This is a genomic window from Novosphingobium sp. PASSN1 (genome assembly GCF_002278815.1).
Genome location: NZ_NKIS01000012.1, coordinates 1 through 13,063, shown reverse-complemented (window position 1 = coordinate 13,063; position 13,063 = coordinate 1). Strand labels below are relative to the sequence as shown.

Genomic DNA, 13,063 nt, shown 5'->3' with positions numbered 1-13,063 from the left:
ACGCCCTCAAGCCCCCTGGATCAAGCCAACGGCATCGATGACGATCTGGTTGCTTGCCGTCGTCATGCCAACAAATTCGTCGTGACCCACCAGCACGACGACGATGTCTGCCCAAGGCAAGGCCTCTTCCAGCGATACCAGCCGGGCCGGCGGAGCCGAGGCGGGAAGGCCCGTGATGTTGGGCTCCACAAAGCAGACCTCGGCATCGCTGCGCTGGCCGAGCTGCTTGGCAATCTCCATCGCCGGGCTTTCGCGCAAATCGTCGATGTTCGGCTTGAACGCCAGGCCGAGGATGGCCACGCGGGGTGTGCGCTGGTGCTGCGCATGGATCGCCGTGATCGCCTCGACGACTTTTGCAATCACCCAACCGGGCTTGCCGTCATTCACCAGCCGTGCGGTGTGCACGAGCCTGGCCTGTTCGGGGGTGCGATTGACGATGAACCAGGGATCGACTGCGATGCAGTGGCCGCCCACGCCGGGGCCCGGGCGCAGGATGTTCACGCGCGGGTGGCGATTGGCAAGGCCGATCAGTTCCCACACGTTGATGTCGAGCTTGTCGCAGATCAGCGACATCTCGTTGGCGAATGCAATGTTCACGTCACGGAAGGCATTTTCCGTCAGCTTGCACATTTCGGCGGTGCGCGCGTTGGTGATGACGCATTCGCCCTGCACGAAGGTCTTGTAGAGCCGTTTGGCAACTGCAGAGCACCGCGCCGTCATGCCGCCAATGACGCGGTCATTATCCACCAGTTCGCGCAGCACATGGCCGGGCAGCACGCGCTCGGGGCAATAGGCTACGCGGATGTCCGATTCCTCGCCCGCTTGCTGCGGGAAGGTCAGGTCTGGGCGCGCGTCGGCCAGCCAAGAGGCCAACTGTTCGGTCGCTCCGACGGGTGAGGTGGATTCCAGCACCACGATGTTGCCCGGCGCCAACACCGGCGCGATGGCCTTTGCTGCGGCCTCGATATGGCGCAGGTCAGGCTCGTGATCGCCCTTGAACGGTGTCGGCACCGCAATGAGGAACGCCTCGGCCGGTTCCGGCGTCAGTGTGGCCCGCAGCCTGCCTTCCTGCGTTGCAGCATGCACCACCATATCGAGATCCGGCTCGACGATGTGGATTCGGCCACTGTTGATCGTCTCGACCGCATAGGCATTGACGTCGACACCGATGACTTCGACCCCGCGGGCGGCGAACACAGCTGCCGTGGGCAGACCGATATAGCCCAGCCCGATTACCGAAATGCGCTTGAATCCGCGATCTGCTGCGCGGCCCGATGCCGCAACAGCATCAATATCTCTTTGAATCATTTCCATTGTTCAAGCACCTGTTGGATCGTTTCGCAGGCACGGCCATCGCCGTAGGGGTTATGAGCAGCGCTCATTGCCGCGTATACGGCCTCGTTGTCCAAAAGAGTTGCTACGCCAAGGACAATATCTTCGGATCTGGTGCCAACAAGTTTCACTGTCCCGGCATCGACTGCTTCGGGGCGCTCGGTCGTTGCGCGCATCACCAGTACTGGCTTGCCCAGCGAAGGCGCCTCTTCCTGAATGCCGCCCGAATCGGTGAGAATGATGTGGCTGCGGATCATGAGATAGACAAACGGCAAGTAATCGAGCGGCTCGATCAGCCGGACGTTGGTGACGTCCGCCAGAATGCGATGCACCGGCCCTCGGACGTTCGGGTTGAGATGGACCGGATAGACGAAATCGCATTCGGGGTAGCGCTGGGCAAGTTCCGCGATCGCGGCGCAGATGCGTTCGAATCCATCACCGAAGTTTTCGCGGCGGTGGCCTGTGATAAGGATCAGCTTCGCGTCCGGACGCAGGATATCCGAGAATTGGGCGGCAAGCTCGTCTGCCAGCGCCGTGTCCTGTTCGATCCGCGCCTTCACCAGCAGCAGCGCATCGATCACCGTGTTGCCGGTCACGTGAATGCTGTCCGCCGAAACGTTCTCGGCCAGCAGATTCGCCCGCGATTGCGCGGTGGGTGCGAAGTGCAGCCGGGCAAGGCCGCCCGTCAGCTTGCGGTTGGCCTCTTCGGGCCACGGCGAGTAGATGTCTCCGGTGCGCAGGCCTGCCTCGACATGGCCGACCGGGATGCGCTGATAGTACGCGGCGAGCGACGTGGCGAGCGTGGTCGAGGTATCGCCATGGACCAGGACGATGTCCGGATTGAACTCGCCCAGCGGCTGCTCGATCCGAGTAAGAATCTCGCTGGTGATGCCCGATAGCGACTGACCCGGCTTCATGATGTTGAGGTCGTAATCCGGTGTTATCTCGAACAGGCGCAAGACCTGATCGAGCATCTCGCGGTGCTGGGCCGTCACGCAGACCCGCGCGTCGAAGCCGTCGGCCGCCGCAAGTCGCTTGACCAGCGGGGCCATCTTGATCGCTTCCGGCCGCGTGCCGAATACTGTCAGTACCTTGATTGTCATAGTGCCAGCACCACTCTCGCGCTCACGGCGATCTGATAGAGAATCTGGGTCAGGTCCTTGAAGAGCTGACGCGACTTTGTGTCGATCTTCGGCAGGACAAGGATCTCGTCGCCGGGTCGGACCCCGCGGCTGTTGTCCTCGGCAGAATCGAAGCTGCCGTTCTGGTGGGCAATCACGATGCGCCGCGCACTGCTCTTTTGCGAGTAGCCACCGGCGCTCGCGATGTAGCCGCCAACCGAGGTGCTGCTTTCCCAGGTGACGGCATTCGGGAACAGCACGTCGCCACTGATGAGGACCAGTCCATCCTTGCCCGGGACGCGCAGGCGGTCGCCATTCTCGAGCTGGAGGCCGTCCCGTTCCGGCCCGTTGCCGAGCACCACTTGGCCAACCGGTGTGACCTTGCGGGCGCGATCGACCCACTGAAGAATCATTTCTGATTCCTGGGCGCGGAGCCGTGCTTCTTCACTCGTGCCCGAACGGGCGTTGAGAGCGGCGGATTCCAGCGCCTTGAGCGACACCTCGAGCATCTCCTTTTGCCTCCGCTGCACACTGGTGCGGAAAAGCTGGATGTTCTCCGGGACCGAGCGGCTGGAAAACTGAACGCGCTGGAGCAGCTCGCCAAGGCGCGAGCCGTACGGCATCACATATTCCTGAACGCTGTCATGTTCGCCTTCCACCCGCACGGTAATCGTTCCCGGCTTCTTGTCGGCGGTGAATTCCACTTCATCGCCGTTGCCGAGAGTGACCGAGGCAGCATCGCTGAGCGCATAGTATTCCGTATTGCGCACGACCCCGGTGTTTCGGGTGACACGCATGTTGGTCGCGGCGGCAAGCGGGCGGGCCATCAGCGCAAGATCGGCTGAGCTGAGTTTGATGTCGCTGGGGAATTCGAAAATCTTCGCGTTCTCTGCAAGGCCCGCAACAGACACGGTATTCTGGCGAGGCCCAACGAAGATCACGTCACCGTCCGCCAGGTTGACCAGCGGCATCACCCCGCGAAACATGAATTCGTAGAGGTTGACCCGGGCTCGGACCTGCTCGCCCCGCTTGACCTGAATCTGGATGAAGGAACCCCGCGTCGGATCGATCCCCCCTGCCTGATCGAGATAGTGCAGCAACGAGGCCATCGACGTGCCTTCATAAAGGCCCGGGCGCTGCACGAAACCGGTCACGAATACCCTTACCGGTTCGGCTTCGGCCAAGCTGGCGTAGACGTAGACGTTGCGGCGGAATGACCGCGCGACCGCGCCTTCGACTGCGGACTGAAGATTGGCGTTGCGCACCCCGCGGATGTTCACCGCGCCCACGCTGGGGAGGAAGATATTGCCGCCCGGATCGACTGTCAGCGAAAGGTTGGCAGTATAGGCGCCCCACAGTCGGACATTGATCCTGTCACCGGTCCCGACGATGTAATCGGGGTTGAACCGGCTGCTGCTGCCACGAGCAAACGTGCCTGTGAACAGGTTCATCCCGAAAACCGGACTCGTGAGGTTCGCCCTGTAGTCGAACTGAGGCGGCCCCTGGGGTGTCACCCGGGCGATGGAGGGGTCTGTGCTCGATCCTGCAGGCGGCGCGGTGCTTGCACTGCCGATCGCGGGTAGCGAGGCAGGGAGGCCGTTGCTCGTAGTCGGGACCGATACGCCGGCCGAGGCCGCGACGCTTGCGAGGGTCGACGGGTCGACCTGCTGCAGGATCTGCGACATGGTATCGGCCGATAGCGGATTGTTTTGCGCTTGGGCGGCTTGGCCAGCCAGCGCCAGCACCGGCAAAACCCAGCGCAACACGCGGTGAAGGATCTTTGTGGGCACGGTCCGCTTCCTCAATCGATGTGATCGCGAATGATCGCGATGGACAGCAGAACCACCCCTGCCAGCACGAACGCGATGATGGCTGTGACGATCGAATTATGAAGCCGCTTGGGCTGGTCCGCTCGCTCCGGCAAGGTCGGCTGCTGCAGTATGCTGACCTTCTTGATCGTGCGCATCGCGTCGATCCGGCCCTTTTCGAGTGCACCGAGTGTGTTCTGGTACAAGCTCTCGGTGAAGGAAGCCTGCTGCTGCAGACGCTGAAAGCGATCCGCAGTGCGATTGAGTGATGCGCTGGAACCCGATGTCACTTTGTCTTTTTCCCTGCGGATCTGCTGCTCGATCCCGTTGATCTGCTCGCGCACGGAAACCACGTCGGGATGATTGGGCACCAGATAGGATTCGAGTGTTGCCTGCTGTGCCTGCAGTGCCGAGCGCCGAGCTTCGAGCTGGTTGATGATGGTCGATACCTGACGCACGGCATCGTCGGGTGAGGCAATGCCTTCGCGGTTCTGGAAGGCAATCACCGCAGCCCGTGCTTCCGCGTTGCGATCAGCGGCGCGCTTCGTGGCACCTTCAAGGAACGCGACCTGCGCATTCGCCAGCTGGTGGACGTTGTCGTTCATGAAGCGCTCGCCCTCGCGGCACATCACCCGCACGATCGCCCGTGCCGTTTCAGGATCGAAGGCCTGAGCCTGGATGTTGAGTGAGCCGGTATATTCGTTGAAGTCGATCCGCACCCGGCTGACGAAATAATCATGGAACCGCTCGATCGGTACGTCGCGAGACCAGAGGCGTGAAAGCGGATCGTGGTGCCAATCGCTGAAGTGCGCGCGCAAATGGAGTTCCGCGTCAAGCTTGAGCAGCATGTCCTGCGAAGTCAGGTAGTCGCGCAGAACCATCTGGTCGGTTCGATCTCCCGAACTCGTGATCCCGCCCAGAAGGCCGCTCAGGGTGCCGATGGACGGGCCCGAGACGTCCGTCCGCTGCACCATGATATGGGCTTCGGAGACATAACGGTTTGATGCAAGCAGCATCCAGTACGCAGCCGAGGCAAGGCTCACCGCCGCCGCAATCCCGATCACGAGATTGCGGATCGCGGTGCGGTCGGAGGAAAGCTTGAATCGGCTTGCGATCCTGTTCCCGAGGACAGTTGGGGATGGCAGATTGATCATGCCGACATGTATTTCCTGTATCGTTTCACGGCTTCATCGATCGTGTCGTACCAGAAGCACCGGCCGTTCCTGATCCAGATCCCGGCGGAGCAGTAATCGAGAAGTACTTTCTCCTGGTGCGAAACCATGATCAGGCTGGCACGTTTGGCCTGTTCGGCGAAAGCGTCTCCGGCCTTCTTGCGGAAGGAAGCGTCGCCCGTAGCGGTGATCTCATCGGAGATATAGACATCGAAATCGAAGGCCACGGACATGGCAAACCGCAGGCGCGCGGCCATGCCGGTCGAGTAGGTCCGGATCGGCTCATCAAACGCCCGGCCCAGCCCGGCGAAAGCCTCGATCCGCTCCAGCCGCTCGGGGATGTCCTCCTCATGGCCGTGGATGCGGCAGACGAACTTTGCATTCTGGCGGCCGGTCAGAACCCCCTGAAGCCCGCCGCCAAAGCCGAGCGGCCAGGAAATCCGCCCCTCGCGTTCAACACTGCCTTTCGTTGGCCTGTCGACCCCCGCGAGCAGGCGAAGCAACGTCGACTTTCCAGCCCCGTTTTTTCCCACGACGCCGACACTCAGGCCCGTCGGGATCGTGAAGCTGATGTCGTTCAGCACCCAAGGCCCAGCGCCGTGTGCGGTTCGATACCGCTTGTAGAGGTTGCGGACAGTTATCATTGCTCGGCAATCTTGTCGCTAAGCAGTACAACCAATACCAGTCCGAGCGCAAATATGGCGCCGCCCGCTTCGAACACGTAGGTCAGATCGGTTTCCGGCGCCTGATTGTAGAACCGCGAGACTGCATGGCGCGCCGCTTCGATGGCGTTGGCAACCGGGTTCAACATCAGCACCTCGCGCCAATCGGGCGGCAGCGAAGAAAGCGGAAAAACCACGCCCGAGGTAAAGTAGAGTGGCCGCATCGCCAGCTTGATCAGCAAGCGCACTTCATCGGCTATGGCTGCCAGACCGGCAATCACCATGCCAAAGCCGACCCCGGTCAGCCACAGGCCGACAAAGGCAAAGAGCAATTGCAGTGGTTCTTCAGGCTCGAATTCGTGGCCGAGCAGTTCGGAGGTGACGATCAGCGCCAGCAGCACGACGATCCATACAAAGCCTTCAAGCAATGCGCGCGAAATGATCGTGTCTACAGGTTTGACCTGCCGATAGGCGAACAAGGCGCGGTTGGAACTCGGCGCGCTCGAAACCGAATTGCCGACATCGCGGAACAGGAAGAAGCATTGCAGGCCGATCACCAACCAGATGATCGTATCCATCTGGCCAACCTTGTGCACGCTGATCGACGAATAGAGAAACATCAGATAGCCGACATGAAATACGGGTTCGGCAAAGACCCACAACCATGAGGTGCGGCTGGCAAAAAGGCGCGTTTCGGCTTCACGCAGGACCAGCGCGCGCCACACGCCCAGCGTGATCGCCAGGCTGCTTCGGCGGACGCGGGGCAATTCGCCGCCACCGTCAGGGCCCGCAACGCCTTCTGTCGTGGTGGTGATGTTCATTCGGCGCCGTGTTCCGGGATGGGGTTCGGCGCGCTTCCGGAGAGCCCGCGTGTGCTGTCGCCGCGCAGGGCCAGCAGCCGATCGATCAGGGCAGGCAGGTCAGCCAGCGCAATCGCGTTCGGCCCATCAGACAGCGCACTCGCCGGATCCGGGTGGGTTTCCATGAATATCCCGGCAACGCCTACCGCTATGGCTGCGCGGGCAAGTGGCTCGACGAACTCGCGCTGGCCACCTGAACTCGTCCCGTTCACCCCCGGCAACTGCACCGAATGAGTCGCATCGAACACCACGGGGCACCTGGTCTCCCGCATCTGCACGAGCGAACGCATATCGACCACCAGGTTCCCATAGCCGAACATGGTGCCGCGTTCGCAGACCAGAAGGGAATCGGCATCCACCCCTGCTGCCAGAGCAGCGGTGCGCGCCTTGTCGATCACCTGAACCATGTCGAGCGGCGCCATGAATTGCGCCTTTTTGATGTTCACCGGTCGGCCGCTGGCTGCTGCCGCCATGATCAGGTCGGTCTGCCGCGCGAGGAACGCCGGCGTCTGCAACATGTCGACCACTTCGGAAACCGCAGGTACATGCGCCGCCTCGTGGACATCGGTGATCACCGGCAGGCCGGTCGCCGCCCTGACCTTGTCCAGAACCCGCAAGCCTTCATCCATTCCGAGCCCGCGGTAGCTGCGGGCGGAGCTGCGGTTGGCTTTGTCGAAGCTTGCCTTGAACACCACCAGAATGCCGGTCCGCTCGGCCAGTCGGCGCAATTCCTCGGCCACGGTGAGGCACAGCGCTTCAGACTCGATCACGCACGGTCCAGCGATCAGGAACAGCGGCTGGTCGATGCCGATTTCGCGGCCGAGAAGTTTCATGATGGCTGCCCGCCTTGCTTCCTGAACTGTGCGGCGCGTTGCCTGAGAGCCGCTTCGATTGCGGCCGTGTCGGAAGGATTGTTCAGTTCGATGACATCCCACGCCGGCACCGGACAGACGGCCATACCTACGCGTATGCCCGCGTCGAGGAAGCGGAGTTGCTCGAGCCCTTCGATCTCTTCGAGCATGCAGGGCGGGTGCGCCATGTACGCAGCAAGTGCCGCAGGCCGATAGGCATAGAGCCCCAGGTGAAGATGGACGAGGTGGCCGGCGATGCGGTCCTGCGGAACATAGGGCAGGACTCGCTTCGAAAAATAAAGCGCATCGTGCCGTTCGTTGAAGACAGCCGTGGTCCCGCCGACCCGTCCTTCCGCCTGGTCCTGCAGCAATCCCGACAGCATGGCCGGGCTGCACGGAACGGCTGGCGTGCAGACCGGCAGATCGGGATCGGCAACCATGCGTGTCAGTGTCGCCTCGATAAGGTCTGCCGGGGTGAGCGGCGCATCGCCCTGCAAGTTGATGACGATGTCAGGGCTCTCGCCCAACCCATCAAGGGCCGCAGCGCATCGCTCGGTGCCGTTGCGGCAGGTTTCCGGCGTCATGACCACTTCTGCGCCAAAGCCGCGCGCCGTCTCGGCAATCCGCTCGTCGTCAGTGGCGATGACGATGCGCACGATGCTGACTGACCCGTCGGCAACGGTGCCCCCGGCGGGCCCCGCCGCAGCCTTTGCCGCGCGCCAGCTCCATTCGATCAGCGGGCGCGTCGTCCCGTCATCGCCGCGCAAAGGGGCCAGCGGCTTGCCAGGAAAGCGGCTCGAGGCGAACCGTGCCGGGATGATGATCACCGCTTGTGATGGCATGCGGATCACGCCGCTCCGGGCGTGGTGAAATCATGAATGTGGACAATGCCGACCGGGTGATCGGGGCGCTCGTCCTCCACCACGAACAGGGCCGTGATGCGGCTTGCCGAAAGCATGGTCAGGGCTTCGTGGGCGCGGGCGTGGGCGAAGATTGTCCGCGGGCGAACCGACATCACGTCGCGCGCGCTGGATGTCATGAGGATGTCGATGTGGCGGCGCAGGTCGCCATCGGTGATGACCCCCACAAGGCGGCCGGCCTCATCGGTCACGCCCGCGATGCCAAGGCTGCGGGCCGTCATCGTCACCAGCACTTCGCGCATGGGCGCTTCGGCCGGGACCAGCGGCATGGCATCACCAGAGCGCATCAGGTCCGCGACCGTGGCGATCTGCCGGCCGATCGACCCACCCGGATGCAACGTCTCGATGCTCTCGCGCGAAACGCCGCGCACGCCCATCACCGTAACAGCCAACGCATCGCCCAGTGCGAGCATCATTGTGGTCGATGTCGTGGGTGCAATGTTGACCGTGCAGGCCTCAGGTGCTTCGGGCAGCAAGAGGCCGATATCCGCCCCCCGCATCACCGGCGACTTTGCCCGCGCCGCGATGCTGATGATCTTGCATTCGAGCGTCCGTGCGTAGCTCATGATCGGGCGCAGCTCAGCGGTATTGCCGGAGTTCGACAGCACCAGCAGCACGTCGCCTGGCACGATCATGCCAAGATCGCCGTGCGCGGCTTCTGCCGGATGGACAAAGATGGCCGGCGTGCCCGTTGCCGCGAAAGTAGCCGCAATCTTGCGCGCCACATGGCCGGATTTGCCCATACCGGTCACTACCACGCGCATTTTCGATGCCATGATGGCCTGCACGGCATCGGCAAAGGCGCTGTCGAGATTCTGGGCGAGGCTGCTCAATGCAGCCGCTTCCGTGTTGATGACCCTTCTACCACGGCTGATCAGGTCGATCGTTGACGGTGGCGAGACGTCGATTTGGTCAAGCGTCTCAAGGGTGTGGGTGGCAGACATTACGAAAATCCCTAAGCTCAGATTTATACCTAGGCAAGCAGCCTAGGAGAGCGAGTGTGACCAAAAGGCAACATGGCCGCATCCATCATGTCTGGAGCAGCCATTCTCGCAGGTATTCGTGTTCGTCGTTGGCCCCCTGCCAAAGCGGTTTGGGCGTAAGCGGGCCCGGTCAAGCTTGAAGCGACAGAATGATGGCCATCCGGGACGAAACGACTGGTCGTGCGGCCCTTTGGTTACTGTTCAGCAATCGTTACGTATCTATCTGCTGCGCATTGTTTTTTGATCGCTGTCCTTAACCGGTTCGTCTATCGGTCGGCTCCCGCGGTCATGCAGGCCGCCCCATCACCAGCAAACAGGGAGGCCACCGCCTTGGCGATTCTCGTAACTGGAAACGCAGGTTTCATCGGGTTTCACACGGCCAAGGCGCTGCTTGAGCGCGGCGATGATGTGGTCGGGATCGATGTCGTCAACGACTACTACGACCCTTCGATCAAGGAGGCCCGGCTCCGCATTCTGGAGGAAACCGCGCGCCGCACTAACGCGCGCTACGTATTCGTCCGGGCCAATCTGGCGGACCGCGCGGCGGTGGAGCGCACCTTCGGCGAGAACGACATTCGCCGGGTGATCAACCTCGCGGCGCAGGCCGGGGTGCGCTATTCGATCGAGAACCCGCACGCTTACGTCGAAAGCAACATCGTCGGCTTTACCAATATCCTCGAAGCCTGCCGCCATGGCGGGGTCGAGCATCTGGTCTATGCCTCGACCAGCAGCGTCTACGGCGCCAATCAGGCGATGCCGTTCAGCGAACATGTCGGCGTGGATCACCCGCTGCAGTTCTATGCCGCGACGAAGAAGGCGAACGAGCTGATGGCGCACAGCTACAGCCATCTCTACCGATTGCCGACCACGGGGCTGCGCTTCTTCACCGTCTATGGCCCGTGGGGCCGCCCCGATATGGCGCTGTTCCTGTTTGCCAAGAACATCCTCGAAGGCAAGCCGATCAACGTCTTCAACCACGGCAACCACACGCGCGATTTCACGTATGTGGCCGATATCGTCGAAGGCGTGATCCGCGCCTGCGACAATCCGGCGCAGCCCGATCCGGCGTGGGACGCGATGCGCCCCGATCCGGCATCGAGCAACGCGCCCTACCGGATCTACAACATCGGCAACAACAACCCGGTGAAGCTGACCGAATATATCGCCGCACTGGAAGAAGCGATCGGGCGCAAGGCCGAGCAGAACCTGCTGCCGCTCCAGCCCGGTGACGTGCCCGATACGTTCGCGGACGTGTCCGATCTCGAACGCAACCTCGGCTACAAGCCGCGGACCACCGTGCGCGAAGGGGTTGGCGCGTTCGTGAAGTGGTATCAGGAGTACATGGCGCAGAACTCGGACTGACGGTTCGCGCCAAGTCTGATAGGCTATTCCTTTCAACCGGGACGGCCCATCGATGCAGCTTCGCCATTTGCGCTATTTCGTTATGCTCGCGCGCGAGGGACACTTTGCCAAAGCGGCAGCGGCCTGCGGCATTTCCCAGCCCACGCTTTCGGCCGGGCTCACCACGCTGGAGGCCGAGTTCGGCCGCCGACTGGTAGAGCGGGACCGGCGCTTCATCGGCCTCACCCCGCACGGGCAGGCGATGCTGCCATGGGCCGAGCAGATCCTCGGCGCGGTGAGCGGCATGGCCAGCGCCGTGGCGGCCACTGCCGCGCCGCTCCGGGGCGAATTCGGCCTCGCCGCGATCCCCGCAGCGTTACCGCTGGTAGGCCTGCTGGGGGAAGCGCTGCTGGCGCAGAACCCCGAACTCACGCTTTCGGTGCGCTCCGCCACGTCCCGCGCGATCGAACATGGGCTGCATGCCTTCGAAGTCGATGCCGGGCTGACCTATCTCGATCACGAACCGCCCGCCAACGTGCTTTCGGTGCCGCTCTATGCCGAACGCTACATGTTCCTCGCCGCGCGTGGCGGCGGGTTCGACCAGCATACCGCCGTCACGTGGGCAGAGGCCTGCGCACAAGATCTCTGCCTGCTCCACCAGGGCATGCAATACCGCCGCATCCTTGACGAACGCCTTGCCGCGCGCGGCCTTGCCGTCACCCCGCGCGCCACGGCAGACAGCCACTTCGCGCTGTTCGCCATGGTCGAGGCCGGGGGCTTCGCGACCATCGTGCCCGATGGTTATGCGCGGATGATGGCGGGCGTGGAATGGGCGCGCTTTCTGCCGTTCGATGCGCCGGAAGAGGCGCGCCGCGTCGGGCTTGTCGTGGTCAACCGCGATCCGCTTGGCCCGATGGCGCGCGCTGCGCTGGCGGCGGCACGGGCGCTGGAACCGGCTGGATTGCCGCCGTCCCTGTAATAGAGATTATCTATCAACCATCAGGCATTTCGATTTGACCTTCGCGCCGCAATTCCCAAGGCATTTCACTATGACAGACCAAGACGAGCTCGATGGCATCCTTGCCGCCCACGCCAGCCGCGAAGGCGCGCTGCTGCCGATCCTGCATGATGTGCAGGCCGCATTCGGCCACGTTTCGGAAAGCGCGGTGCGTCGCATCGCGCAGGCGCTGAACCTGACGCGGGCGGAAGTGCACGGCGTTGTCAGCTTCTACCACGATTTCCGCGAAGAGCCTGAAGGCCGCCCGGTGCTCAAGCTATGCCGCGCCGAAAGCTGCCAGGCGCGCGGCGTCGAAGCGCTGGTTGCGGCGCTGCCGGACAATCCGCGCGTTGCAGTCGAGACGGTCTACTGCCTCGGCCTGTGCAGCGTCGGCCCGGCTGCAATGGTGGGGCATGAAGTCCACGGGCGGCTCGATGCCGCCCGGCTTGGCGCGCTGGTGGAGAGCCTGGCATGACAACCGTTCGCATCTCCGATGACGCCGCCGCGCTGGCCTGCGGTGCCGATGCCGTTGCCGCCGCCTTCAAGGCGGCAGGCTGCACGGTGGAGCGCGTGTCCAGTTGGGGCATGCACTGGCTCGAACCCTTGGCCGAAATTGACGGGCAGGGCTTTGGCCCGCTCACGCCCGAAGATGTCGCCAGCGTCCTTGTCGGAACCAGCGCCAAAGCCATCGGCACAATCGCCGAGCATCCCTTTATTGCCCGCCAGCGGCGCTTCACGTTTGCGCGCGCAGGCAGGACGCGGCCGCTGAGCCTTGAAGACTACGCCGCAACCGGCGGTTGGGCGGGCCTCAAGCGTGCCCGCAATCTCGGCCCCGAAGCCACCATCGCCGATGTCACCCAGTCCGGCCTGCGCGGTCGCGGCGGCGCTGGCTTTCCGGCAGGGATCAAGTGGACCACCGTCGCCAAGGCCGCTGGCCCGGTGAAGTACATCGTCTGCAATGCGGACGAAGGTGACAGTGCAACTTTCGCGGACCGGATGGTGATGGAAGGCGATCC

The 13,063-nt window shown here is 63.0% G+C and carries 12 protein-coding genes and 1 pseudogene; 4 read left to right on the top strand and 9 right to left on the bottom strand.

From position 1 onward, the window contains the following. Positions 1-6: 6 nt before the first annotated feature. From wecC to CFE35_RS17775, 9 genes are read right to left on the bottom strand one after another with little or no spacing between them, the layout of a single operon-like run. Positions 7-1,314, bottom strand: a complete 1,308-nt coding sequence (wecC, locus tag CFE35_RS17815) for a UDP-N-acetyl-D-mannosamine dehydrogenase (RefSeq protein WP_292932651.1) — start codon at positions 1,312-1,314, stop codon at positions 7-9. Next, positions 1,305-2,435: a UDP-N-acetylglucosamine 2-epimerase (non-hydrolyzing) gene (gene wecB, locus CFE35_RS17810; protein WP_366557159.1), complete on the bottom strand. Its 1,131-nt coding sequence runs from the start codon at positions 2,433-2,435 to the stop codon at positions 1,305-1,307. Before wecB ends, wecC begins: the two co-directional genes overlap by 10 nt. Continuing rightward, the gene (locus CFE35_RS17805) at positions 2,432-4,243 is read right to left on the bottom strand and encodes a polysaccharide biosynthesis/export family protein (RefSeq protein ID WP_292932649.1); all 1,812 of its coding nucleotides are present in this window, start codon (positions 4,241-4,243) and stop codon (positions 2,432-2,434) included. The genes wecB and CFE35_RS17805 overlap by 4 nt, the downstream gene beginning before the upstream one ends. Before the next feature lie 11 nt (positions 4,244-4,254). After that, on the bottom strand, positions 4,255-5,415 hold the full coding sequence (locus CFE35_RS17800; RefSeq protein ID WP_292932647.1) for a hypothetical protein: 1,161 nt from the start codon (positions 5,413-5,415) through the stop codon (positions 4,255-4,257). Then, the gene (locus tag CFE35_RS17795; RefSeq protein WP_292932645.1) at positions 5,412-6,017 is read right to left on the bottom strand and encodes an ABC transporter ATP-binding protein; all 606 of its coding nucleotides are present in this window, start codon (positions 6,015-6,017) and stop codon (positions 5,412-5,414) included. Before CFE35_RS17795 ends, CFE35_RS17800 begins: the two co-directional genes overlap by 4 nt. A 56-nt stretch (positions 6,018-6,073) precedes the next feature. After that, positions 6,074-6,916: an ABC transporter permease gene (locus CFE35_RS17790; protein ID WP_292932643.1), complete on the bottom strand. Its 843-nt coding sequence runs from the start codon at positions 6,914-6,916 to the stop codon at positions 6,074-6,076. After that, positions 6,913-7,788: a 3-deoxy-8-phosphooctulonate synthase gene (gene kdsA / locus CFE35_RS17785; protein ID WP_292932641.1), complete on the bottom strand. Its 876-nt coding sequence runs from the start codon at positions 7,786-7,788 to the stop codon at positions 6,913-6,915. The genes CFE35_RS17790 and kdsA overlap by 4 nt, the downstream gene beginning before the upstream one ends. Continuing rightward, positions 7,785-8,648, bottom strand: a complete 864-nt coding sequence (locus CFE35_RS17780) for a 3-deoxy-manno-octulosonate cytidylyltransferase (RefSeq protein ID WP_292932844.1) — start codon at positions 8,646-8,648, stop codon at positions 7,785-7,787. The genes kdsA and CFE35_RS17780 overlap by 4 nt, the downstream gene beginning before the upstream one ends. A gap of 5 nt (positions 8,649-8,653) precedes the next feature. After that, positions 8,654-9,670 carry a KpsF/GutQ family sugar-phosphate isomerase gene (locus tag CFE35_RS17775; RefSeq protein WP_292932639.1) on the bottom strand — a complete coding sequence of 339 codons (1,017 nt, stop codon included), beginning with the start codon at positions 9,668-9,670 and terminating at the stop codon, positions 8,654-8,656. Between the two features lie 369 nt (positions 9,671-10,039). Between CFE35_RS17775 and CFE35_RS17770 the strand changes: the two genes are divergently transcribed. The 4 genes and pseudogenes from CFE35_RS17770 to CFE35_RS17755 form a co-directional block, all read left to right on the top strand. Beyond that, complete coding sequence (locus CFE35_RS17770; protein ID WP_292932637.1) at positions 10,040-11,071, top strand: NAD-dependent epimerase; 1,032 nt, start codon at positions 10,040-10,042, stop codon at positions 11,069-11,071. A 52-nt stretch (positions 11,072-11,123) separates the two neighbouring features. Continuing rightward, the gene (locus CFE35_RS17765; protein ID WP_292932635.1) at positions 11,124-12,029 is read left to right on the top strand and encodes a LysR family transcriptional regulator; all 906 of its coding nucleotides are present in this window, start codon (positions 11,124-11,126) and stop codon (positions 12,027-12,029) included. Positions 12,030-12,099: 70 nt separating this feature from the next. Beyond that, complete coding sequence (locus tag CFE35_RS17760; protein WP_292932633.1) at positions 12,100-12,522, top strand: NAD(P)H-dependent oxidoreductase subunit E; 423 nt, start codon at positions 12,100-12,102, stop codon at positions 12,520-12,522. Further along, positions 12,519-13,063, top strand: a pseudogene (locus CFE35_RS17755) (formate dehydrogenase); the annotation flags it as partial. The gene CFE35_RS17760 and the pseudogene CFE35_RS17755, both read left to right, overlap by 4 nt.

Coding starts and splice junctions, on each gene's coding strand:
- wecC (WP_292932651.1), bottom strand. CDS start 1,314: ATGGAAATGATTCAAAGAGATATTGATGCTGTTGCGGCATCGGGCCGC.
- wecB (WP_366557159.1), bottom strand. CDS start 2,435: ATGACAATCAAGGTACTGACAGTATTCGGCACGCGGCCGGAAGCGATC.
- CFE35_RS17760 (WP_292932633.1), top strand. CDS start 12,100: ATGACAGACCAAGACGAGCTCGATGGCATCCTTGCCGCCCACGCCAGC.
- kdsA (WP_292932641.1), bottom strand. CDS start 7,788: ATGAAACTTCTCGGCCGCGAAATCGGCATCGACCAGCCGCTGTTCCTG.
- CFE35_RS17765 (WP_292932635.1), top strand. CDS start 11,124: ATGCAGCTTCGCCATTTGCGCTATTTCGTTATGCTCGCGCGCGAGGGA.
- CFE35_RS17800 (WP_292932647.1), bottom strand. CDS start 5,415: ATGATCAATCTGCCATCCCCAACTGTCCTCGGGAACAGGATCGCAAGC.
- CFE35_RS17775 (WP_292932639.1), bottom strand. CDS start 9,670: ATGTCTGCCACCCACACCCTTGAGACGCTTGACCAAATCGACGTCTCG.
- CFE35_RS17780 (WP_292932844.1), bottom strand. CDS start 8,648: ATGCCATCACAAGCGGTGATCATCATCCCGGCACGGTTCGCCTCGAGC.
- CFE35_RS17790 (WP_292932643.1), bottom strand. CDS start 6,916: ATGAACATCACCACCACGACAGAAGGCGTTGCGGGCCCTGACGGTGGC.